The following is a 20,897-nucleotide window of genomic DNA, read 5'->3' on the forward strand; positions in this document are numbered from 1 at the left end:
TCATCATGGCAAGCTCATCTTCTCCCGCTGTCAACGGCAAGGCGTACACCTACGTTGATCATTCCTATGACGTTATTGTGGTGGGTGCCGGTGGCGCAGGACTCCGCGCGACGCTCGGCATGGCCGAACAGGGCTTCAAGACGGCTTGCATCACCAAGGTCTTCCCGACCCGCTCCCATACCGTCGCGGCGCAGGGCGGCATCGCAGCATCGCTCAACAATATGACGCCGGATTGCTGGCAGTGGCACCTGTACGACACTGTCAAGGGTTCCGACTGGCTTGGTGACGTTGACGCCATGCAGTATTTGGCCATGGAAGCGCCGAAGGCTGTCTATGAGTTGGAGCATTACGGCGTTCCTTTCTCCCGTAATGAGGAAGGCAAGATCTATCAGCGCCCGTTCGGCGGCCACATGCAGAACTATGGCGACGGCCCTCCGGTACAGCGTACCTGCGCCGCTGCCGACCGTACTGGCCACGCCATCCTGCACACGCTTTATGGCCAATCGCTGCGCAACAATGCCGAATTCTTCATCGAGTATTTCGCACTCGATCTGATCATGTCGGATGACGGTCGCTGCACAGGCGTCGTCGCCTGGAACCTTGACGATGGTACGATCCATCGTTTCGCGGCCAAGATGGTGGTGCTGGCGACCGGTGGCTATGGCCGCGCCTATTTCTCCGCGACTTCGGCTCACACCTGCACCGGCGACGGCGGCGGCATGATCGCGCGCGCCGGCCTTCCGCTTCAAGACATGGAATTCGTCCAGTTCCATCCGACGGGCATCTATGGCGCTGGCTGTCTGATTACCGAGGGTGCGCGCGGCGAAGGCGGTTACCTCGTCAATTCCGAAGGCGAGCGCTTTATGGAGCGCTATGCGCCCTCCGCGAAAGACCTCGCCTCGCGTGACGTGGTTTCGCGTTGCATGACGATGGAAATCCGTGAAGGCCGCGGCGTCGGCAAGAACAAGGACCACATCTTCCTGCATCTCGACCACCTGGATCCGGCCGTTTTGCACGAGCGCCTGCCCGGAATTTCCGAATCGGCCAAAATTTTTGCGGGTGTCGACGTGACGAGCGAGCCGATCCCGGTCCTGCCGACGGTTCACTACAACATGGGCGGCATCCCGACGAACTATTGGGGCGAGGTGTTGAACGCCGACAGCGCCAATCCCGAGCGTATTGCTCCCGGTCTGATGGCTGTCGGTGAGGCGGGCTGTGCATCCGTTCATGGTGCAAACCGACTGGGCTCCAACTCGCTCATCGACTTGGTCGTGTTCGGCCGCGCAGCTGCAATTCGCGCCGGTCAGATCATTGACAAGTCGGAGCCGATTCCCGCTCTCAACACCACAGCGTGCGACAAAATCATGGAGCGTTTCGACGGTCTGCGGCACGCCAGCGGTTCTACCCCTACCGCCGTGCTGCGGGACAAGATGCAGCGGGCCATGCAGGAGGATGCCGCGGTCTTCCGCACGCAAGAGTCGCTGGAATCGGGTTGCAAGCGCCTTTCGGCGATTTGGAAGGAGCTGCCGGACGTAAAGGTGACCGACCGTTCGATGATCTGGAACTCGGATCTCGTCGAAACGCTGGAACTGCATAACCTTATGGCGAACGCCATTACCACGGTCTATGGCGCTGAAGCCCGCAAGGAAAGCCGCGGCTCGCACGCCCGTGAGGATTACGCGACCGGTCCGTTGGGTGGCCGCGACGACGTCAACTGGCGCAAGCATACGCTGGCGTGGGTTTCGGAAGCGGGCGACGTCAAGCTAGATTATCGACCGGTTCACACCGACTTGATCGCTGATGGCATCGATCCGAAGAAGATTGAGCCCAAGGCTCGTGTGTACTGATGGAGTTGCTGCGCAAAGTCTGGAAGCAAATGCAGACTGGCTGCCAAACATTTGCGCCGTCTCGTCTCAATGCCGCTGGTCGACGCGATAGGACATGCTGTCTGTGAGGAATCGTCGAGGGAAGTCGGTTTTGAAGAGAGCGTCGAGAAACTCTTCCGACCAGCAGCTTGGCAGGGGTTTGAAGTGGTGAAGAAGGTCTGCATCAACGTCAATCTGCCCCAGGCGACCAACATCTATGGCGCGAAGGCGTTGAGTTTGTTCATGGATGGCAAGGAACTTTTGGTGGATCGCGTCCTTTGCTGCGTCGGGATGATCGATCGCGTAGACGGGGCGGCCCGCGGCGATGGCGTCAGCGACCATGGAACGGCTGTCAGCCGTGCAAAAGACAAGTTCGCATTTTGCAAGATAGGTGGAAATAACCGCTTCAGGGTTGCTGCCATACCAAACAGCTTGTTCGACAACCGACGCCGGAAAAGCCGAGGACAATCGCCTTTCAGTGTCGTTGCCCGTTCGACGCGACGTCGTGACGAGAAGGCGTGCGTCAAGGCGCGTTGCCAATTGCGTCAGACCGCTCGCTATTTGGTCCCAGTCCGTCTTGGTATATCGGTATCCTGCTCCATCTCCACCGATCAATACCGCCCATCGTCGCTTTTGGTCGGCAAGGTTCTTAGTGGACATGCTGTCGATGTCGCGACGCAAGACCGGTGTCGGGTAGATGGGCAGTTTGACGTGCGGCGTGCAGCCTGTATCGACGTTCTCTTCGGCGATCAGCGCGAGAAAGTCAAAACGGGATGGCGGGAGATTGAGCGGCCAGCCAATGTGGATCGTAAAGGCACCTTGGTGTCCGCCGAAGAGCGCAGCCGTATATTCGGAACGCGCAAGGGCAGTTATGACGACATCCGGCTTTTCGAGCCTGAGTGTTGTTCCTCTGTAAAGCAGATATTCAAGAATGCGGGACAGAAGATCGTTCCGAGACGAGCCGATGAAGCCGTGGTTCAGTGCCCAGTTGATCAACGGGCGGATACGCTTGCTCCTTATCGTCTTTCGAACGATGACGATCTCGGAGGGAATGCGGGTCGCGATAGCCCGCGCGATACCCATGCATTGGTTAGTAACGCCTTGAAGGCCCGTTTCAACAATCCAGATACGCATCAACTGACCTGCGCTGTTCGAACGTCTTTGGTGAATAAACGGATATGACGGAAATGGACGAAACATCCAAGCAGCCCATTGCCGTTATCTTTGCAAACATGAAGGGCAACCTTGGCGACTTCGCGATTCTCCACGCCATGCTTCTTGGTTTGGGGAAGAAGAACCCTGGCACCGCCATTCACGTCTACTCCCATCCCATGAGACATGACGACACCAAGCGCATGGAGGCTTTTCGTCTCGCCGCGCCGATGTACGAATACTGTGGTCCGTCTTACGGTTCGAAGCCAGGAAAGCTTACTATGATGGCTTTGAAACTGGGCTTGCTTCCCGGTGGGCTGGCAGCCGTCATTCGCACATCGGCGGAAAAGTGGAAGAAGGATTTCTGTAGCTTCTCACAATACAGCGCCGTCTATGTGGCCGGTGGTGAGCAATGGAACGGCCGCGGACTCGGGGCCCTGATGTTTGCCTCGCTCAGGGCTCTGCGTGGACTGGGCGTTCCCGTATATTGTTTTCCGTTTTCCATAAAGCCGAAACTTTCGAAGCTTTATTCGTCACAGCAGATCAAGGAGTTCTTCTCCTTGCTGAGCGAGCCGCTTGTCGTCCGTGATGTTACGTCCGCCGATTTCCTGGCGAAATTTGGTGTGGCGGCTGAGGTCGGTGCCGACAGCGTATTTGCGCTGGAATCAGAAGTCTCCAAAATCCCGCCTGCGGAAGGACGTGATGCAAACCGTGTTCTTCTCGCTGTTACGGGAAACTATGCGAATATCGCAGCTGCTGCTTCGACGCTGAAATCAACCGGCTACCGGGTTGAGGCAATCACGACTTGCGAGATAGAGGACAAAGAAAATCTGGAACGACTGCAACTGGAACACGGTGTCGGCTATTGGGCTCCGTCCACATGGCAGGGCTTTGTTTCTGAGGTTAAGGCTTCCCAGCTGGTGGTCACCAATCGGCTGCACGGTGTCATATTGTCGGTCCTGTCGGGAAGTCTGCTCTATCCGGTCACGGACAGAAACAAGGTCGCATCGTTTGTCAAGGATGCTCGAATTAAGCACTATGCCGTCAGCCTGAGCGCTTTTGGAGAGACGCAGATCGCTGACGCTTTAATCGCTCGCCAGGATACCCTTCGTCTTACCTCTGCCTACCTAGAAGGGCGGAGAAGCTTGCCTTGTAGCCCACTCCGCGACGCTGAAAATGGAGAGGTTCATGTTCAAATCTCATGAACTGGTGGCGAAGCACGCGGATATTCACCGCCGGACCGACCGGCTGACATCTGAATTCGACTCATACGCGAGGAAAGACTAACATGGTTGAACTTGCACTTCCCAAGAACTCACAGATGACCGAGGGCAAGGTATGGCCCAAGCCGGAGGGTGCGAAGAATGTCCGGGAGTACCGCATCTATCGCTGGAACCCCGACGATGGCGCCAATCCGCGGATCGACACCTACTATATTGACGTCGACGACTGCGGACCGATGGTCCTCGACGGGCTCCTCTACATCAAGAACAAGATCGACCCGACGCTGACACTGCGGCGTTCCTGTCGCGAAGGCATTTGCGGTTCCTGCGCGATGAACATCGACGGAACAAACACTCTCGCCTGCACCAAGGGCATGGACGACATAAACGGGACCGTAAAGGTATACCCGCTACCCCACATGCCGGTGGTCAAGGACCTAGTACCTGATCTCACCAACTTCTACGCCCAGCACCGCTCGATCGAGCCCTGGCTCAAAACTGTTTCGCCGACGCCTGCGAAAGAATGGCGGCAAAGCCATGATGACCGGCTCAAGTTGGATGGACTCTACGAGTGCATCCTCTGTGCCTGCTGCTCGACATCCTGTCCGAGCTATTGGTGGAACGGAGACCGCTATCTGGGTCCGGCGGTTTTGCTGCAGGCGTATCGCTGGCTGATCGATAGCCGCGATGAAGCCACAGGAGAGAGACTCGACAATCTAGAAGATCCTTTCCGCCTCTATCGTTGCCACACGATCATGAACTGTGCTCAGACCTGCCCGAAAGGGCTCAACCCCGCCAAGGCGATTGCTGAGATCAAGAAGCTGATGGTCGAGCGGCGCGTCTGATCCACCTCGAAAGAACTTATGCAACCTGCAGAGGCGGGCGGCGTTATTTCTTGATCTTGGGCTTGAAGCTGACGGCTGGCCCATTATCCTTGAACCCTACCGATTTGCTGAGCATGGCGAAATTTCGCCGTGTTTGTCCGAGAGGGGTTGGCGATGCGGAAAAGCGGGAGTGTAACGATGAAGTTCAGCTATGTGGCAACAGGTGTGGTAATTATGGTTGTCCTTGCTGGATGCCAGCGCACCTCTTATAGTGGTCTCAGTCCATCGGATTCACTTCCCCCACTCCAGGCGCAACCAGTGCCGAGCGTACAGTCGGGGCAATTGCCGCCCCCAGGCGCGCCTGCCGATCCAAGCCAGTTCCCGGCTGCACCGGCGTCGGCAACTCCCGGTGCTACAGACGTCGCGCCGGCTACGGCACTGGACGTGACTAAGGAGCAAATGGTTGGGAACTGGCGTGTGACCAATGCCGGCGCTTCATGCGACATGTTCCTGACGTTGACCAACCTTGGTTCGGGTTCACGTGGCGGCACACGTGGCTGTGCTGGCGTACTAACTTCCATGGGGTCTTGGGAGGTCGCCAGCAAACAAGTGGTTCTTAAGGACCGAGGCGGCAATGTCATCGGTCGTCTGTACAAGACAGCGGATGCTCGATTTGACGGTACAACGAATGATGGGCAACCGGTCAGCCTGAGCCGATAGCCAGCGGTATCTTCAGCAACGACGATCCGGAGTGTCGAATGCAGCCAGTTCCCGACTATGCGACGAGCGTCGGAGAGCAGTTGAACGGTCTTAATCAGGATGGAACGTTGCGGGCGGATGCGGCACAGATGGATGTCGCCCGCCGATTGGACAAGGTCCTGCTCGCCCTCAAGGAGAGACGTCCCGCGACGAAGTCCAGTGCTCTCGGCTGGATGTTTGCTAAGCGCCGCAAGCCAGACGCCCCGATCAGGGGACTTTACATCCACGGTAGCGTTGGTCGAGGCAAGACCATGCTCATGGACATGTTCTTCAGGATGGCTCCGACCGAGAAGAAACGTCGGGCGCATTTTCATGAATTCATGGCTGACGTGCATGGCAGAATTCATGCTCATCGGCAGAAACTGAAGAACGGAGAGACGCGTGAAGCTGATCCCGTTCCGCCGGTCGCTGCCTCTATCCTCTCTGAATCGACCCTGCTCTGCTTCGACGAGTTCACGGTCACGGACATCGCCGATGCGATGATCCTCGGGCGGCTCTTCACGGAATTGTTTGCGCGCGGGTGCACTCTGGTGGCCACCTCTAACGTGAAACCAGACAACCTGTATAGCGACGGCCTTAATCGCGGACTTTTCCTGCCCTTCATTGCTTTGTTGCAGAACTACGTCGATGTCGTCTCGCTCGATTCGCCGACGGATTACCGTTTGGAGAAGTTGGATCGGCAGCCCGTCTACATGACGCCTCTCGACGAGAGCACGCGCGCATCGATGAATGAAGCTTGGATTGCCCTCTCTGAGGGCGAGGCTGAGAGGTCGGAGCAAATTCCGATCAAGGGCAGGGCGATCCCGGTCCGTCGTGTCGTGGGACGCATGGCGTGGTTTTCGTTTGACGAACTTTGCGACAGGCCTCTTGGGGCACCTGACTTCCTTCAGATCTCCGATCGCTACGACACGATATTCCTGGAGGGGATTCCGGTCCTCGGACCTGAGAAGAGAAATCAGACGAAGCGTTTTATTATCTTAATCGACTCACTCTATGACAAGGGCGTGCGTCTTTACGCTTCTGCGGAGGCTATGCCAGAGCAGCTTCTTCCACAAAGGAAGGGGGTCGAGGGGTTCGAATTCGACCGGACGATCTCGCGCCTTTTTGAGATGAGAAGTGCTGACTATCTTTCAAAGCATCCCGCCAAAGTCGCATAAGCCAGCGTAATAATTTACGTTTACGTAAGAATTTTTTATTCTAACCGATTGAAAAATAAGCTTTTCAAATTATCGGTTGCCATTTTCTTGCTTTAGCGGTAAGCGAATTGCCACAAAGGTCGGCACAAATCTCCTGTCAGCCTGAGTTTTGATCCAAGAGGAAGCACTTCAATGGCGCGCAAAAAGATCGCACTTATCGGTTCGGGAATGATTGGTGGCACGCTGGCGCATCTGGCCGGTCTGAAGGAGCTGGGCGATATCGTCCTGTTCGACATCGCCGACGGTATCCCGCAGGGCAAGGGACTTGATATCGCCCAGTCGTCGCCAGTTGAAGGCTTCAATGCCAAGCTTACTGGCGCGAGTGACTATGCTGCCATCGAAGGTGCGGATGTGTGCATCGTCACCGCAGGTGTTGCCCGAAAGCCGGGCATGAGCCGTGATGATCTTCTCGGCATCAACCTCAAGGTCATGGAGCAGGTCGGAGCGGGCATCAAGAAGTATGCCCCGAATGCATTCGTAATCTGCATTACCAATCCACTCGACGCGATGGTCTGGGCGTTGCAAAAGTTTTCCGGTCTGCCCGCAAACAAAGTCGTCGGCATGGCCGGCGTTCTCGATTCGGCGCGGTTCCGCCTGTTCCTCTCGGAGGAGTTCAACGTCTCGGTCCAGGACGTTACCGCATTCGTCCTCGGCGGACACGGCGATACCATGGTTCCGCTCGCCCGTTATTCGACTATCGCCGGCATCCCGCTGACGGATCTTGTGAAGATGGGTTGGTGCACCAAGGAGCGGCTTGAGGAAATCATTCAACGGACTCGTGACGGCGGTGCCGAGATTGTTGGTCTGCTCAAGACCGGCTCGGCCTATTACGCACCTGCTGCGTCTGCGATCGAGATGGCCGAATCTTACCTAAAGGACAAGAAGCGCGTTCTGCCCTGCGCGGCCTTCCTCTCAGGACAGTATGGCGTCAAGGACATGTATGTAGGCGTTCCGGTCGTGATCGGCGCCGGTGGCGTAGAGCGCATCATCGAAATCGACCTCAACAAGGCTGAGGAAGAAGCGTTCCAGAAGTCTGTCGGCGCGGTCGCCGGCCTCTGTGAAGCGTGCATCAATATCGCCCCGGCTCTCAAGTAAGTGCCATAGGCCCAGGATAGGGACACGACGATGAATATTCATGAATACCAAGCCAAGGCCCTCCTGAAGGACTTCGGTGCGCCGGTCGCAAAAGGTGTAGCAATCCTCAAGGTCGAGGAAGCCGAAGCTGCGGCCAAGCAGCTTCCCGGTCCACTTTACGTGGTGAAGAGCCAGATCCATGCTGGCGGCCGTGGCAAGGGCAAGTTCAAGGAACTCGGCCCTGACGCCAAGGGCGGCGTTCGTCTGGCAAAGTCGATCGAGGAAGTCGTGGCGCACGCCAAGGACATGCTCGGCAACACGCTCGTGACGGCCCAGACCGGCGAGGCCGGGAAGCAGGTCAACCGCCTCTACATCGAAGACGGTGCTGACATCGCGCGCGAACTCTACTGCTCGCTCCTGGTCGACCGTTCGGTTGGCCAAGTAGCGTTCGTCGTCTCGACCGAAGGCGGCATGGACATCGAAGCCGTCGCTCACGACACTCCCGAAAAGATCCATACGATCGCCATCGATCCGGAAAAGGGCGTCACGCCCGACGACGTTGCAAAGATCGTCAAGGCTCTCGAACTCTCGGGTTCTGCTGCGGAAGATGCAAAGTCGCTCTTCCCGATCCTCTACAAGGCCTTCTCCGAAAAGGACATGGCCCTGCTCGAGATCAACCCGCTGATCGTCATGAAGGACGGGCACCTGCGCGTTCTTGACGCCAAGGTGTCCTTCGACGGCAATGCGCTCTTCCGCCACGACGACGTGCGGGCCCTGCGTGATGAGACGGAAGAAGACTCCAAGGAAATCGAAGCCTCGAAGTGGGACCTCGCTTATGTTGCCCTCGACGGCAATATCGGCTGCATGGTCAATGGTGCCGGTCTCGCCATGGCGACCATGGACATCATCAAGCTTTACGGCAAGGAGCCGGCAAACTTCTGCGACGTCGGTGGTGGCGCCGGCAAGGAGAAGGTCGCGGCTGCCTTCAAGATCATCACTGCCGACCCGAAGGTCGAGGGCATCCTCGTCAACATCTTCGGCGGCATCATGAAGTGCGATGTCATCGCCGAAGGCGTTGTCGCTGCCGTGCAGGAAGTTGGCCTGAAGGTTCCGCTCGTCGTGCGCCTCGAAGGCACCAATGTCGAACTTGGCAAGAAAATCCTGAACGAATCCGGTCTGGCGATCACCGCAGCCGACGATCTGGACGACGCCGCCAAGAAGATCGTCGCGGCGATCAACGGCTAATCTCAAGGGACCTAACTGATGTCTATTCTTGTAAACAAGAACACCAAGGTCCTCGTGCAGGGCCTGACCGGCAAGACCGGTACCTTCCACACCGAACAGGCGCTCGCCTATTACGGCACGCAGATGGTTGGCGGTATCCATCCGAAGAAGGGTGGCGAAAACTGGACCGGCTCCAAGGGTGAAACCCTGCCGATCTTCGCGACCGTTGCCGAAGCCAAGGAAAAGACCGGTGCGGACGCATCCGTGATCTACGTTCCGCCGGCAGGGGCTGCTGACGCGATCATCGAGGCGATCGACGCCGAGATTCCGTTCATCACCTGCATCACCGAGGGTATCCCGGTCATGGACATGGTGCGGGTCAAGGCCAAGCTCGACAAGTCCAAGTCGCGGCTGCTCGGCCCCAACTGCCCGGGCATCCTGACGCCGGAAGAATGCAAGATCGGCATCATGCCGGGCTCGATCTTCCGCAAGGGTTCGGTCGGTATCGTCTCGCGTTCGGGAACTCTGACCTATGAAGCGGTGTTCCAGACTTCGAACGAAGGCCTCGGCCAGACGACCGCCGTCGGTATCGGTGGCGACCCGGTCAAGGGTACCGAATTCATCGACGTGCTCGAGATGTTCCTGGCTGACCCGGAAACCACCTCGATCATCATGATCGGCGAAATCGGCGGTTCGGCTGAAGAAGATGCGGCGCAGTTCCTCATCGACGAAGCCAAGAAGGGCCGCAAGAAGCCAATGGCTGGCTTCATCGCGGGCCGTACGGCGCCGAAGGGCCGCACCATGGGCCATGCCGGTGCTGTCGTTTCCGGTGGCAAGGGCGATGCGGAATCGAAGATCGCCGCCATGGAAGCCGCCGGCATCAAGGTTTCGCCTTCGCCGGCACGCCTGGGTAAGACCTTGGTCGAAGTCCTCAAGGGCTGACCTATATAAGGAAAGCGTCAGGCAAGGGAGGTTGGTTCACAATCGCCTTGCCTGATTTTGGCACTGAATATGATGCCCCGCGAGTGGCGGGATAGGCGGCAGGCCGAAGAGCGGCCTTCATCTCAAGTCGGGAGGCGAACGAAGGTTCGCGAAAAATCATGGGTAGGCAAGAAGCCAACGAGCAGTTCCTGATCACGTCGTTCCTCGACGGATCGAACGCGGCTTACATCGAGCAGCTCTATGCGCGCTACGAGGAGGATCCTTCGTCGGTTTCCCCGGAATGGCAGACCTTCTTCCGTGCCCTCGCCGACAGCCCCGTCGACGTCAAGAAATCCGCGAGTGGTCCCTCTTGGCAACGTAAGAACTGGCCGATCCCTGCGCAGGGAGAACTGGTTTCGGCGCTCGATGGAAATTGGGCGGAAGTCGAAAAGGTCGTCGAAAAGAAGGTGAAAGCCAAGGCCGAGGCAGCCGGCGCGCCGGTATCGGAAGCCGAGGTTCTCCAGGCGACTCGCGATTCCGTCCGGGCAATCATGATGATCCGCGCTTATCGTATGCGCGGCCATTTGCACGCGAACCTCGATCCTCTTGGTCTCGCAGCGCCGGTGGACGACTACAACGAACTTTCGCCGGCCGCCTATGGCTTCACCGAGGCTGACTACGCGCGAAAAATCTTCATCGATAACGTCCTCGGGCTGGAATACGCGACCATCCCGGAGATGCTTGACATCTTGAAGCGTACCTATTGCTCGACCATCGGGGTCGAGTTCATGCACATCTCCAATCCGGATGAGAAGCATTGGATCCAGGAGCGCATTGAAGGACCTGACAAGGGTGTCGATTTCACGCCTAACGGCAAGAAGGCGATCCTTGCGAAGCTCATCGAAGCCGAGGGCTTCGAGCAGTTCATCGATGTCAAATACAAGGGCACCAAGCGTTTCGGTCTTGATGGTGGCGAGTCACTCATCCCCGCGCTCGAGCAGATCATCAAGCGCGGCGGTCAGGACGGGCTGGAAGAAATTGTTCTCGGTATGGCGCACCGTGGCCGTCTTAACGTTCTGACGAACGTGATGGGTAAGCCACACCGCGCCGTCTTCCACGAGTTCAAGGGTGGTTCTTTCAAACCGGACGAAGTGGAGGGCTCGGGGGACGTGAAGTACCATCTTGGTGCTTCGTCCGACCGCGAATTCGACGGAAACAAGGTTCACCTTTCTCTGACGGCGAACCCTTCGCATCTTGAGATCGTCAATCCTGTCGTCATGGGCAAGGCGCGTGCCAAGCAGGACCAGCTTGCAAAGGTCTGGGACGGCGACATCATACCGCTCAAGGAGCGCGCAAAGGTTCTGCCGCTGCTGCTACACGGTGACGCAGCCTTTGCCGGACAGGGCGTCGTGGCTGAAATTCTGGGTCTCTCCGGACTGCGCGGTCATCGCGTCGCCGGTACGATGCACTTTATCATCAACAACCAGATCGGCTTTACGACAAATCCAGCGTTCTCGCGTTCGTCGCCCTATCCGTCCGATGTCGCCAAGATGATCGAGGCTCCGATCTTCCACGTGAACGGTGATGATCCGGAAGCCGTCGTCTATGCGGCCAAGGTTGCCACCGAATACCGGATGAAGTTCCACAAGCCGGTTGTCGTGGATATGTTCTGCTACCGTCGCTTCGGTCACAACGAAGGCGATGAGCCCGCGTTCACTCAGCCGAAGATGTACAAGGCTATTCGCCAACACAAGACAGTCGTCCAGCTCTACGCCGAACGACTGATTGCCGAAGGTCTGATCACCGACGGCGAATTCGAGAAGATGAAAGCTGATTGGCGCGCGCATCTCGAACAGGAGTTCGAGGCGGGACAGAGCTACAAGCCGAACAAGGCCGACTGGCTGGACGGCGTTTGGTCGGGCCTGCGCACCGCTGACAACGCCGACGAGCAGCGCCGCGGCAAGACCGCTGTTCCCATGAAGCAGTTGAAGGAGATCGGCCGCAAGCTCGCGACCATTCCCGATGGTTTCAAGGCGCACCGTACCATTCAACGTTTCATGGAAAACCGTGCCCAAATGATCGAGACCGGTGAAGGTCTGGACTGGGCGATGGCCGAAGCACTCGCTTTCGGATCGCTTGCCGTAGACGGTCACAAAATCCGCCTCTCCGGTCAGGATTGCGAACGTGGTACGTTCTCCCAACGTCATTCCGTTCTCTACGATCAGGAAACCGAAGAGCGCTACATCCCGCTCGCCAATCTCGCGCCGAATCAGGCCCGTTACGAAGTCATCAACTCGATGCTTTCGGAAGAGGCCGTGCTCGGCTTCGAATACGGCTATTCGCTCGCGCGTCCTAATGCACTGACACTTTGGGAAGCCCAGTTTGGCGACTTCGCGAACGGTGCGCAGGTGGTCTTCGACCAGTTTATTTCATCCGGTGAACGCAAGTGGCTCCGCATGTCGGGTCTCGTCTGCCTGCTTCCGCATGGCTACGAAGGTCAGGGCCCCGAACACTCGTCGGCACGCCTTGAGCGCTGGCTCCAGATGTGCGCTGAAGACAATATGCAGGTGGCGTATTGCACCACGCCGTCCAACTACTTCCACATCCTGCGCCGCCAGATGAAGCGCGACTTCCGCAAGCCGCTCATCTTGATGACGCCGAAGTCGCTTCTGCGTCATAAGCGTGCGACGTCAAGCCTCTCGGAGCTTGCCGGCGAAAGCTCCTTCCACCGTCTGCTGTGGGATGACGCCGAGGTCATCAAGGATGGCCCGATCAAGCTGCAGAAGGATTCGAAGATTCGGCGCGTGGTCATGTGCTCCGGCAAGGTGTACTACGATCTTCTCGAAGAGCGCGAAAAGCGCGGTATCGATGACGTCTACCTGCTTCGCATCGAACAGCTCTATCCGTTCCCGGCCAAGGCGTTGATCAACGAGCTCAGCCGTTTCCGCAATGCGGAAATGGTCTGGTGCCAGGAGGAGCCGAAGAACATGGGCGCCTGGTCATTTATCGATCCGTACCTGGAATGGGTGCTTGCACACATCGACGCGAAGTATCAGCGGGTCCGTTATACCGGCCGCCCGGCTGCCGCATCTCCGGCAACGGGCCTCATGTCCAAGCATATCGCCCAGCTGGAAGCTTTCCTCGAGGACGCGCTGGGAGGCTGAGGAGCCTCCTGACACGATCATTATCGACAACTGACCTGATCAATGGAATTGACAAATGGCCACTGAAATCCGCGTCCCAACCCTGGGCGAATCCGTAAGCGAAGCGACCGTCGGTACCTGGTTCAAGAAGGTTGGCGATACCATCAAGGCAGATGAACCCATTGTCGAGCTCGAAACCGACAAGGTAACCGTCGAGGTGCCCGCACCTGCTTCGGGCGTCCTTACCGAGATTGTTGCACAGAATGGCGAGACCGTCGGTCTTGGCGCGCTTCTCGGCCAGATCGCCGAAGGGGCCGGCGCTTCGGCTGCCGCTCCGTCTGCCGCCACTCCAGCGGCTCCGGCTCCGGCTGCTGCACCGGCCGCGGCGGCCCCCGCGCCCGTCGCGTCCGCTATGCCGGCTGCTCCAGCCGCGGCCAAGGTCGCTGCAGACAATAATATTTCGACCGCGGACATCGATGGCTCCGGAAAGCGTGGCCAGGTTCTTAAGGGCGACGTCCTCGCGGCGATCGCAAAGGGATCGTCCGCGCCGGCACCGGTCGCTTCCGCACCGCGCCCTGCCTCTTCGGCCGACGACGCCTCGCGCGAAGAGCGCGTGAAGATGACCCGCCTGCGCCAGACGATCGCCAAGCGCCTCAAGGACGCCCAGAACACGGCTGCCATGCTCACCACCTACAACGAGGTGGACATGAAGGCCGTCATGGAACTGCGCAATCGCTACAAGGACATCTTCGAGAAGAAGCATGGCGTGAAGCTCGGCTTCATGGGCTTCTTCACCAAGGCCGTCACGCATGCGCTGAAGGAACTGCCGGCCGTCAACGCCGAAATCGACGGCACCGACATCATCTATAAGAACTACTGCCATGTCGGCGTTGCTGTCGGCACGGACAAGGGACTCGTCGTACCGGTCGTCCGCGATGCCGACCAGATGTCGATCGCCGAGATCGAGAAGGAAATCGGTCGCCTTGGCAAGGCTGCCCGTGACGGTCAGCTCTCCATGGCCGACATGCAGGGTGGCACCTTCACCATCTCCAACGGTGGTGTTTACGGTTCGCTGATGTCTTCGCCGATTCTGAACGCACCGCAGTCGGGTATCCTCGGCATGCACAAGATCCAGGAGCGTCCGGTCGTCGTCGGCGGCCAGATCGTCATCCGTCCGATGATGTATCTCGCGCTCTCCTACGATCACCGTATCGTCGACGGCAAGGAAGCGGTGACATTCCTGGTGCGCGTGAAGGAAAGCCTTGAGGATCCGGAGCGTCTGGTTCTGGATCTCTGAGGGAGACACCCCGATGGAGCCGGCTTCCGTTGCCGATTCACCTCTCGTTCTGCTGCTCGCGTGGAGCGTCGTCCTTCTGTTGGCGCACATTCTGCTCCAGGGCGTTCTGGCGACCAAGGAGCTTGGAACGGCATGGAACGCCGGCCCCCGCGATGACGAGAGACAGCCCTCCGGAAAGCTCGCGGGGCGAGCCTCTCGGGCGTCGGCGAACTTTCAGGAAACGTATCCGGCTTTCGTGGCCCTCGCGGCCGGACTGCTGTTCACTGATCAGGTCGACGGTCTGGGATTGACTGGCGCTGTGGTCTGGTTTGTGGCCCGCCTTGGGTATTATCCGCTTTATCTAGCGGGCGTACCCTATATCCGCTCGATCGTCTGGCTCGCTTCAATGGCGGGGTTGGGATTGATGTTCCTGGAACTCGTATCCTGAGGTGGGTGATGGCGGGTTCGTCGGCTGTGTCGGTTGTTATCTGCGCTCTCGCCTTTCCTGTTGCCGCCCAGTCGGCCGATTGCAAGATTGAAAGGGCGATCTATGGCGAAGCGGAGACCGGCATCGAGCTGACGTTCTTCGCGGCAAGCGGTGAGAATACCCCCGTCACGCACGGCTTCAACAGCACCGTTGGTGACGCGAAGCTTGAGGGGCATGTGATGTTCGATCCCGAGATAGAGCGTCAGGTCGGTATGTTGATGAACAACTGTCCCGAAGGAGATGTCACCGGAGCGGACCTTGACGCTTGTACTGTCTGGAAGGGTATTCCCTACGGAATCGACCAAGCGACTGGCCGCGTCGATCTCATTCCGCCGGAGGGCGCTGACGCGCCTGATGCGATCCTGCTGCCAGGTTTCGGACCGGCTGTGATGGCCTCCCGTGTAGAGGCCGGTCGCGACACTGCCCCTTGGGATGTCTTCGAATTCAAACGCTGTGCATCGTAGCCTCGCGGCGGATGCAAGAACACGTAAAGGAACGAACCATGGCTTATGACGTAGTGGTAATTGGCTCCGGCCCCGGCGGTTATGTCTGTGCGGTCAAGGCCGCTCAGCTTGGCTTGAAAGTCGCTGTCGTGGAGAAGCGGGCTACCTACGGCGGAACCTGCCTCAATGTCGGGTGCATTCCGTCAAAGGCCCTGCTTCATGCATCGGAGATGTTCCATCAGGCTGCGCATGGGATGGAAGCGCTGGGCGTCGAAGTCGCGGCGCCGAAACTGAACCTCGAAAAGATGATGGCGCACAAGGAGGCGACGATCAAATCGAACGTCGAAGGTGTTGCCTTCCTGTTCAAGAAGAACAAGATCGACGGGTTTATCGGCAAGGGCAAAATCGCTGCCGCCGGCAAGGTGTCCATAACCGGCGACGATGGCAAGGTTCAGGAACTGGAAGCGAAGAACATCGTCATCGCCACCGGTTCGGATGTGGCCGGTATCCCGGGCGTCAAGGTAGACATCGACGAAAAGATTATCGTTTCCTCTACCGGCGGAATTTCCCTCGACAAGGTTCCCGGCAAGATGGTCGTCGTAGGCGGTGGCGTGATAGGCCTTGAGCTTGGTTCCGTCTGGCAGCGACTGGGCGCGAAGGTGACGGTCGTTGAATACCTGGACAACATCCTGGGCGGCATGGACGGGGAGGTGTCGAAGCAGTTCCAGCGCATGCTTGCAAAGCAGGGGATGGAATTCCATCTGGGTGCCAAGGTCACGGCGGTTGCGAAGGCCGGGTCCGGAGCGAAAGTAACGTTCGAGCCTGTAAAGGGTGGAGATGCGACGGTGCTCGACGCCGATGTGGTTCTGATTGCCACGGGTCGCAAGCCCTATACCGAGGGTCTGGGCCTCGAGGCTGTTGGCGTTGCGCTCGACAACCGCGGCCGTGTCGAAATCGACGGTCACTTCAAGACCAACGTCGCTGGTATTTACGCGATCGGTGATGTCGTGAAAGGCCCCATGCTCGCGCATAAGGCCGAGGACGAAGGCGTTGCGCTCGCTGAAATCCTCGCCGGCCAGCACGGTCATGTAAACTACGACGTCATTCCGGGTGTCGTCTACACGCAGCCTGAAGTCGCCTCCGTCGGCAAAACCGAGGAAGAACTCAAGGCTGCGGGCATCTCCTACAAGGTCGGAAAGTTCCCGTTCACCGCCAACGGCCGCGCTCGCGCCATGCTCGCAACCGATGGCTTCGTCAAGATTCTTGCGGACAAGGATACCGATCGGGTTCTTGGTGGGCACATTGTCGGTCTTGGCGCTGGCGAGATGATTCACGAGATCGCCGTGCTGATGGAATTCGGCGGCTCGTCCGAGGACCTTGGGCGTACGTGCCACGCACATCCGACGATGTCTGAGGCTGTGAAGGAGGCCGCTCTTGCGACCTTCTTTAAGCCGATTCATATGTAAACCTTCTGAAGTCTATTTCTTCTAGAATAAAAGCCGCAGCTTGCTTCATAAGCTGCGGCTTTTATTATGTGGACGTAGTTGCCCCAGATAGCTGATAAAAGGCAAGAAAATGGCGTCCTCTCTCGTAACGTCTTATTCCGTTCCCCAGCGTTTGATCCACTGGTTGATGGCTGCCCTCATCATCTTCAATCTTCTGTTCGCCGACGCGATGGAGGAGTTGATGGAGATGCTTGAGGAGGGACAGTCCCCATCGCCAGACGTGATGGCATCGGCGAATATTCACGCCTATGTCGGCATCGCGGTGCTGTGCCTCGCGGTGGTGCGTCTTCTCCTGCGGTTCACGCACGGTGCTCCCGATGCGCCTGCCGAGGAGCCGCCCCTCGGCAAACTTGCCGCCAAGGTCGCTCACGGCACCTTCTATGCGCTTTTCTTCGTCATGCCGATCAGCGGTGCGCTGGCTTACTATGGTGGGATTGAAACAGCGGGAGGGCTGCATGGCGGTCCAATTAAGCTACTGATGTGGTTGCTGATCATCGCTCACATCGGCGCGGTGCTCGTTCATCAGTTCGTTTGGAAAACGCCGGTTGCCCAGAGGATGACCAAGGGCTAAAGCACAGAGAAGCTCGCTTCAGTTTACCAGACTGACGGTGAATCCCTGCTTTCGTAGGAGTTCGACCAGGCCTTCTTCGCCAGGCAGATGCAGTGCTCCGACTGCGATGAACGCATTTCCTTCCTTCAGGATCGGCATGCTCCGGTTCGCCATAACATGGTTGCGGTCGGTCACGATGCGCTGTTCAAACGCAGCGTAGGAACCGTCGGAACCGGAGTGCGAATCCGTCACCGCTTTTAACATCGGCATGGTCATGCCGATGTCTCCGCTGACGTATAGATCCGTCATTGTCGACATGACATCCTGCATACGGTCGCCGAGCGCGAGTGTCTCCAGCAATGCTTCGATATGGAAGGAAAGTGGAAGTTCGCCCATGGCCGCCAGTTGTTCCTCAAGGGTTTCCAATCCCTTGACCGTCTTTCCTGCCGCGACCGCATCCTCGGCGATCTTCTTGTCCAGGAACGAGGCACCCGACGCCTTGCGGGCGAGTTCGCAAGCGGGAAGGGCAACGAAGCCCGCCAGAATCCAAGGCTTCATCCGCGAGACTGCCGCAAGAGACAGGCCCCGGTCTCGCAAACCTTCCTCAAGTATCTTCGCATCGGTGTCGTCGAGATGATCGACGATTGTCGATCCGTCGGTGAACATCGACAGTTCGGGCTTCATAAGCATGGCCGCCATGGCCTTTTTCTCGTCGAGAATCTCGTCTGACTCTATCGCCACTGTTGAAGCCTTCATAAGGGCATCACGCGCGGCGTTGGGCATGGCGAGAACTCGTGGATCTGTTACATGCATTGTCCCGAAGAGCCAGGAAGGCGGCGTGCCGGGCTTCTCTACTTGCCAGAAAAGACCTTTCCCGTTCGGGACTTCCGCAGCTTCATCAACCAGGGAGTCAAAGGCCGCCTTGTTTTCAGTTTCCAGCTGCCGAAGAAGATTCCTGCCGCGACAGGTCTGGTCGTCGGCGCGCGCAGAACCGGCGAAGGTGAGGACGACCAGCAGGCTAGCGACCATTGCGACGTGGAGCGCAGCCATGAACCATAAAATGACGTCGGCTACCCTACGCGTCCCTTGGTTCAACGCTTGCTCGATTGTGCTGACGATCATGCCGTAATCCCTTTGTGATGTAGCAAACTACACCCCACGGCGCTCATGTTGTCTTAACGGGATTGGTTAACTCCTCTATGCACGCGGATGCGCGAGGCGATAGACCTCGAGCAGCCTGTTCGAATCGACGCCCGTGTAGACCTGGGTTGTCGAGAGGCTTGCGTGTCCGAGCAATTCCTGGATCGTTCGAAGGTCGCCGCCGCCCGCCAAGAGATGCGTGGCGAAAGAGTGACGCAAAGCATGAGGCGTGGCGTTGTCCGGCAGGCCAAGAGCGCCGCGAAGGACCTGCATCCCCTTCTGGACGATCGCCGCATGCAGTGGACCGCCCTTAGCGCCGCGAAATAGATGCGTGTCATCCGGCAAGTGATAAGGACACAGTCTCCGATACTCGGCGATAGCGGTGTTGACGATGGGAAGCACCGGCACGACGCGCGTCTTGCCGCCTTTTCCCACGATTCTAAGAGTGCTTGTTCCGTCAGGAATATCCGAGGGTCTCAGGCCGAGTGCCTCGGATATGCGCAGTCCGCAAGCATAGAGAAGCGTCAGAACGGCAGCGTCGCGGGCCGCGATCCAGGGCTCCTCGTGAGGTTGCACATGACTGTCCACGACGGCGATGGCTTGCGCGTCGGTTAGAGGCTTGGGGAGTGATTTTGGCTGTCGCGGCGACCGGATCGCACTTGCCCCGGCCGCGTTGACAAGACCCTTCTTTTCCAGGTGCCGCAGCAGTGATCGTATACCCGCCATGTGACGCGCCAGAGAACGGGCACCAGCACCACCTTTCCGGCGCGACGCCAGAAATGCTCGCAGATCCGCGGGGCGCAGTTGACGAATATCCTCCAGCGCCGGAGGGCCTCCCAGATGCAGCCCCAGAAACTGAAGAAACTGCCGGGTGTCGCGCTCGTACGCATCTAGCGTCAATCGCGCCAGTCGCCTCTCGCCCGCAAGGCTCTGAAGCCACTGCTGCCTCTCAAGGCGCAGATCGTCACTCGCAATGGTCACCAATTCGTCCAAGTCTTCCTCTCTTTACATCGACTTAGGGCTGGGCCACTGTGCGCCACGACCGTTAGATAAATGCTAATATCCGCCGGCGTCGTCATCGTCGGATCATATTGACTTGAGATAGAGTCTGAACACACACCATCGGGGTTTTCCATGGCTCGTCGCGACACGACGACAATGTTCGGGCAGTTTGCCGAAACAATTTCCCTCGTCTCTCAAGGGCAGCCAGGCCATATCGTCGATGAGCTGATCGCCGAGCGTGGCCAGAAGATCGTCCGGCATCCGCTATGGCCGGTGATGCGTCCCTTCCTTTACAGTCTGCTGCGCTACGGCAAGGCGATCGAGTTCGCGGACGCTGTCTCCAACAAGTCGGGATTTCAGGTATTCGAGTACTTGAGCGATGTTTTGCGGCTCGACATCCAGGTTCGCAATGTAAACCGCATTCCGGCTTCGGGCGGCTTCATCATGGTCAGCAACCACCCGACCGGCATTGCCGACGGAGTGGCGGTCTTCGACCTGCTCAAGGAGCGTCGGCCCGACATGATGTTCTTTGCCAACCGGGATGCCATCCGCGTCAATCCGAGGCTCGTCGAAATCGTCATTCCTGTCGAGTGGCGAGAGGAACTGAAGAGCAAGCTGAAAGCGCGTGAGACCTTGCAAGTCACCAACCGCGCGATCGAGGAGCAGAAGGCCACAATCCTTTTCCCCTCGGGCCGTATTGCGTATTGGGCCGATGGCAGGCTCAACGAAAGACCTTGGAAAACATCCGCCGTCGGTATGGCTCGCAAGTATGGATTGCCGATTCTGCCCGTCCATATGAAGGCTCGCAATTCCGGGCTCTTCTACTGGTTCGCGAAGTGGTCGACCGAATTGCGGGATATGACGGTTTTCTACGAACTGCTAAACAAGAAGGGTGACCTTTTCGAGTTCACAGTCGGCCAGATGATCGAACCGACGGCGCTGGAAGGCGACCTTGCCGACGTTACTAAGGCGCTGGAGAGCCATACGGTTCATGCCTTGGCGCACGATGGTGATAGCGTTTTCCGGCCCCTCAACGGAAGCTGACTTTCGCCACCATGCTTCGAGGTGACGATTTTCATTTCCTTTCTCGAAGGGTGAAGGCAAGTTGCTCGC

General features: G+C 58.2%; 18 protein-coding genes. 15 read left to right on the forward strand and 3 right to left on the reverse strand.

What is annotated here, in order from left to right:
* Positions 1–5 precede the first annotated feature (5 nt).
* On the forward strand, positions 6–1,847 hold the full coding sequence (sdhA, locus tag J5J10_RS00555; protein ID WP_211928380.1) for a succinate dehydrogenase flavoprotein subunit: 1,842 nt from the start codon (positions 6–8) through the stop codon (positions 1,845–1,847).
* Between the two features lie 66 nt (positions 1,848–1,913).
* Here sdhA and J5J10_RS00560 read toward each other — a convergent pair whose 3' ends face one another.
* On the reverse strand, positions 1,914–2,999 hold the full coding sequence (locus tag J5J10_RS00560; protein ID WP_211928381.1) for an ELM1/GtrOC1 family putative glycosyltransferase: 1,086 nt from the start codon (positions 2,997–2,999) through the stop codon (positions 1,914–1,916).
* Positions 3,000–3,052: 53 nt separating this feature from the next.
* Here J5J10_RS00560 and J5J10_RS00565 point away from each other — a divergent pair, with 53 nt between their 5' ends.
* The 13 genes from J5J10_RS00565 (at position 3,053) to J5J10_RS00625 (ending at position 17,663) form a co-directional block, all read left to right on the forward strand.
* Positions 3,053–4,222 (forward strand): polysaccharide pyruvyl transferase family protein, encoded by a 1,170-nt coding sequence (locus J5J10_RS00565; protein ID WP_211928382.1) that lies wholly within the window; start codon positions 3,053–3,055, stop codon positions 4,220–4,222.
* An 83-nt stretch (positions 4,223–4,305) separates the two neighbouring features.
* A complete protein-coding gene (locus J5J10_RS00570) occupies positions 4,306–5,085 on the forward strand; it encodes a succinate dehydrogenase iron-sulfur subunit (RefSeq protein WP_211928383.1) in 780 nt (259 codons plus the stop codon).
* A 177-nt stretch (positions 5,086–5,262) separates the two neighbouring features.
* Positions 5,263–5,784, forward strand: a complete 522-nt coding sequence (locus tag J5J10_RS00575) for a protease inhibitor Inh/omp19 family protein (protein WP_211928384.1) — start codon at positions 5,263–5,265, stop codon at positions 5,782–5,784.
* 38 nt (positions 5,785–5,822) lie between these two features.
* On the forward strand, positions 5,823–6,980 hold the full coding sequence (gene zapE, locus J5J10_RS00580) for a cell division protein ZapE (RefSeq protein WP_211928385.1): 1,158 nt from the start codon (positions 5,823–5,825) through the stop codon (positions 6,978–6,980).
* A 171-nt stretch (positions 6,981–7,151) separates the two neighbouring features.
* Positions 7,152–8,114, forward strand: coding sequence for a malate dehydrogenase (mdh, locus tag J5J10_RS00585; RefSeq protein ID WP_211928386.1), 963 nt, complete (start codon positions 7,152–7,154; stop codon positions 8,112–8,114).
* A 30-nt stretch (positions 8,115–8,144) separates the two neighbouring features.
* Positions 8,145–9,338 (forward strand): ADP-forming succinate--CoA ligase subunit beta, encoded by a 1,194-nt coding sequence (sucC, locus tag J5J10_RS00590; protein WP_211928387.1) that lies wholly within the window; start codon positions 8,145–8,147, stop codon positions 9,336–9,338.
* An 18-nt stretch (positions 9,339–9,356) separates the two neighbouring features.
* Positions 9,357–10,259 carry a succinate--CoA ligase subunit alpha gene (gene sucD, locus J5J10_RS00595; protein WP_113461512.1) on the forward strand — a complete coding sequence of 301 codons (903 nt, stop codon included), beginning with the start codon at positions 9,357–9,359 and terminating at the stop codon, positions 10,257–10,259.
* Positions 10,260–10,417: 158 nt separating this feature from the next.
* Positions 10,418–13,402, forward strand: coding sequence for a 2-oxoglutarate dehydrogenase E1 component (locus J5J10_RS00600; RefSeq protein WP_211928388.1), 2,985 nt, complete (start codon positions 10,418–10,420; stop codon positions 13,400–13,402).
* A gap of 55 nt (positions 13,403–13,457) precedes the next feature.
* Positions 13,458–14,678, forward strand: a complete 1,221-nt coding sequence (gene odhB, locus J5J10_RS00605; RefSeq protein WP_211928389.1) for a 2-oxoglutarate dehydrogenase complex dihydrolipoyllysine-residue succinyltransferase — start codon at positions 13,458–13,460, stop codon at positions 14,676–14,678.
* A 13-nt stretch (positions 14,679–14,691) separates the two neighbouring features.
* Positions 14,692–15,105 carry an MAPEG family protein gene (locus J5J10_RS00610; RefSeq protein WP_208554383.1) on the forward strand — a complete coding sequence of 138 codons (414 nt, stop codon included), beginning with the start codon at positions 14,692–14,694 and terminating at the stop codon, positions 15,103–15,105.
* Positions 15,106–15,113: 8 nt separating this feature from the next.
* A complete protein-coding gene (locus tag J5J10_RS00615; protein WP_208554382.1) occupies positions 15,114–15,608 on the forward strand; it encodes a hypothetical protein in 495 nt (164 codons plus the stop codon).
* A gap of 38 nt (positions 15,609–15,646) precedes the next feature.
* Positions 15,647–17,053 (forward strand): dihydrolipoyl dehydrogenase, encoded by a 1,407-nt coding sequence (lpdA, locus tag J5J10_RS00620; RefSeq protein ID WP_211928390.1) that lies wholly within the window; start codon positions 15,647–15,649, stop codon positions 17,051–17,053.
* Between the two features lie 109 nt (positions 17,054–17,162).
* A complete protein-coding gene (locus J5J10_RS00625; RefSeq protein WP_211928391.1) occupies positions 17,163–17,663 on the forward strand; it encodes a cytochrome b/b6 domain-containing protein in 501 nt (166 codons plus the stop codon).
* Positions 17,664–17,681: 18 nt separating this feature from the next.
* On the opposite strand, the gene J5J10_RS00630 is transcribed toward J5J10_RS00625, so the two are convergent.
* Together J5J10_RS00630 and J5J10_RS00635 are read right to left on the reverse strand one after the other, a co-directional pair.
* The gene (locus J5J10_RS00630; RefSeq protein ID WP_211928392.1) at positions 17,682–18,764 is read right to left on the reverse strand and encodes a TraB/GumN family protein; all 1,083 of its coding nucleotides are present in this window, start codon (positions 18,762–18,764) and stop codon (positions 17,682–17,684) included.
* 75 nt (positions 18,765–18,839) lie between these two features.
* Positions 18,840–19,775 carry a tyrosine recombinase XerC gene (locus tag J5J10_RS00635; RefSeq protein ID WP_211928393.1) on the reverse strand — a complete coding sequence of 312 codons (936 nt, stop codon included), beginning with the start codon at positions 19,773–19,775 and terminating at the stop codon, positions 18,840–18,842.
* A gap of 141 nt (positions 19,776–19,916) precedes the next feature.
* Here J5J10_RS00635 and J5J10_RS00640 point away from each other — a divergent pair, with 141 nt between their 5' ends.
* The gene (locus J5J10_RS00640; RefSeq protein ID WP_211928394.1) at positions 19,917–20,828 is read left to right on the forward strand and encodes a 1-acyl-sn-glycerol-3-phosphate acyltransferase; all 912 of its coding nucleotides are present in this window, start codon (positions 19,917–19,919) and stop codon (positions 20,826–20,828) included.
* Positions 20,829–20,897: the final 69 nt, after the last annotated feature.

This window comes from Ciceribacter sp. L1K23 (assembly GCF_018122705.1).
Taxonomy (GTDB): domain Bacteria; phylum Pseudomonadota; class Alphaproteobacteria; order Rhizobiales; family Rhizobiaceae; genus Allorhizobium.

Coding starts and splice junctions, on each gene's coding strand:
- sucD (WP_113461512.1), top strand. CDS start 9,357: ATGTCTATTCTTGTAAACAAGAACACCAAGGTCCTCGTGCAGGGCCTG.
- lpdA (WP_211928390.1), top strand. CDS start 15,647: ATGGCTTATGACGTAGTGGTAATTGGCTCCGGCCCCGGCGGTTATGTC.
- J5J10_RS00640 (WP_211928394.1), top strand. CDS start 19,917: ATGGCTCGTCGCGACACGACGACAATGTTCGGGCAGTTTGCCGAAACA.
- mdh (WP_211928386.1), top strand. CDS start 7,152: ATGGCGCGCAAAAAGATCGCACTTATCGGTTCGGGAATGATTGGTGGC.
- zapE (WP_211928385.1), top strand. CDS start 5,823: ATGCAGCCAGTTCCCGACTATGCGACGAGCGTCGGAGAGCAGTTGAAC.
- J5J10_RS00600 (WP_211928388.1), top strand. CDS start 10,418: ATGGGTAGGCAAGAAGCCAACGAGCAGTTCCTGATCACGTCGTTCCTC.
- sucC (WP_211928387.1), top strand. CDS start 8,145: ATGAATATTCATGAATACCAAGCCAAGGCCCTCCTGAAGGACTTCGGT.
- J5J10_RS00560 (WP_211928381.1), bottom strand. CDS start 2,999: ATGCGTATCTGGATTGTTGAAACGGGCCTTCAAGGCGTTACTAACCAA.
- J5J10_RS00625 (WP_211928391.1), top strand. CDS start 17,163: ATGGCGTCCTCTCTCGTAACGTCTTATTCCGTTCCCCAGCGTTTGATC.
- sdhA (WP_211928380.1), top strand. CDS start 6: ATGGCAAGCTCATCTTCTCCCGCTGTCAACGGCAAGGCGTACACCTAC.
- J5J10_RS00575 (WP_211928384.1), top strand. CDS start 5,263: ATGAAGTTCAGCTATGTGGCAACAGGTGTGGTAATTATGGTTGTCCTT.
- J5J10_RS00570 (WP_211928383.1), top strand. CDS start 4,306: ATGGTTGAACTTGCACTTCCCAAGAACTCACAGATGACCGAGGGCAAG.
- J5J10_RS00565 (WP_211928382.1), top strand. CDS start 3,053: ATGGACGAAACATCCAAGCAGCCCATTGCCGTTATCTTTGCAAACATG.
- odhB (WP_211928389.1), top strand. CDS start 13,458: ATGGCCACTGAAATCCGCGTCCCAACCCTGGGCGAATCCGTAAGCGAA.
- J5J10_RS00610 (WP_208554383.1), top strand. CDS start 14,692: ATGGAGCCGGCTTCCGTTGCCGATTCACCTCTCGTTCTGCTGCTCGCG.
- J5J10_RS00630 (WP_211928392.1), bottom strand. CDS start 18,764: ATGATCGTCAGCACAATCGAGCAAGCGTTGAACCAAGGGACGCGTAGG.
- J5J10_RS00615 (WP_208554382.1), top strand. CDS start 15,114: ATGGCGGGTTCGTCGGCTGTGTCGGTTGTTATCTGCGCTCTCGCCTTT.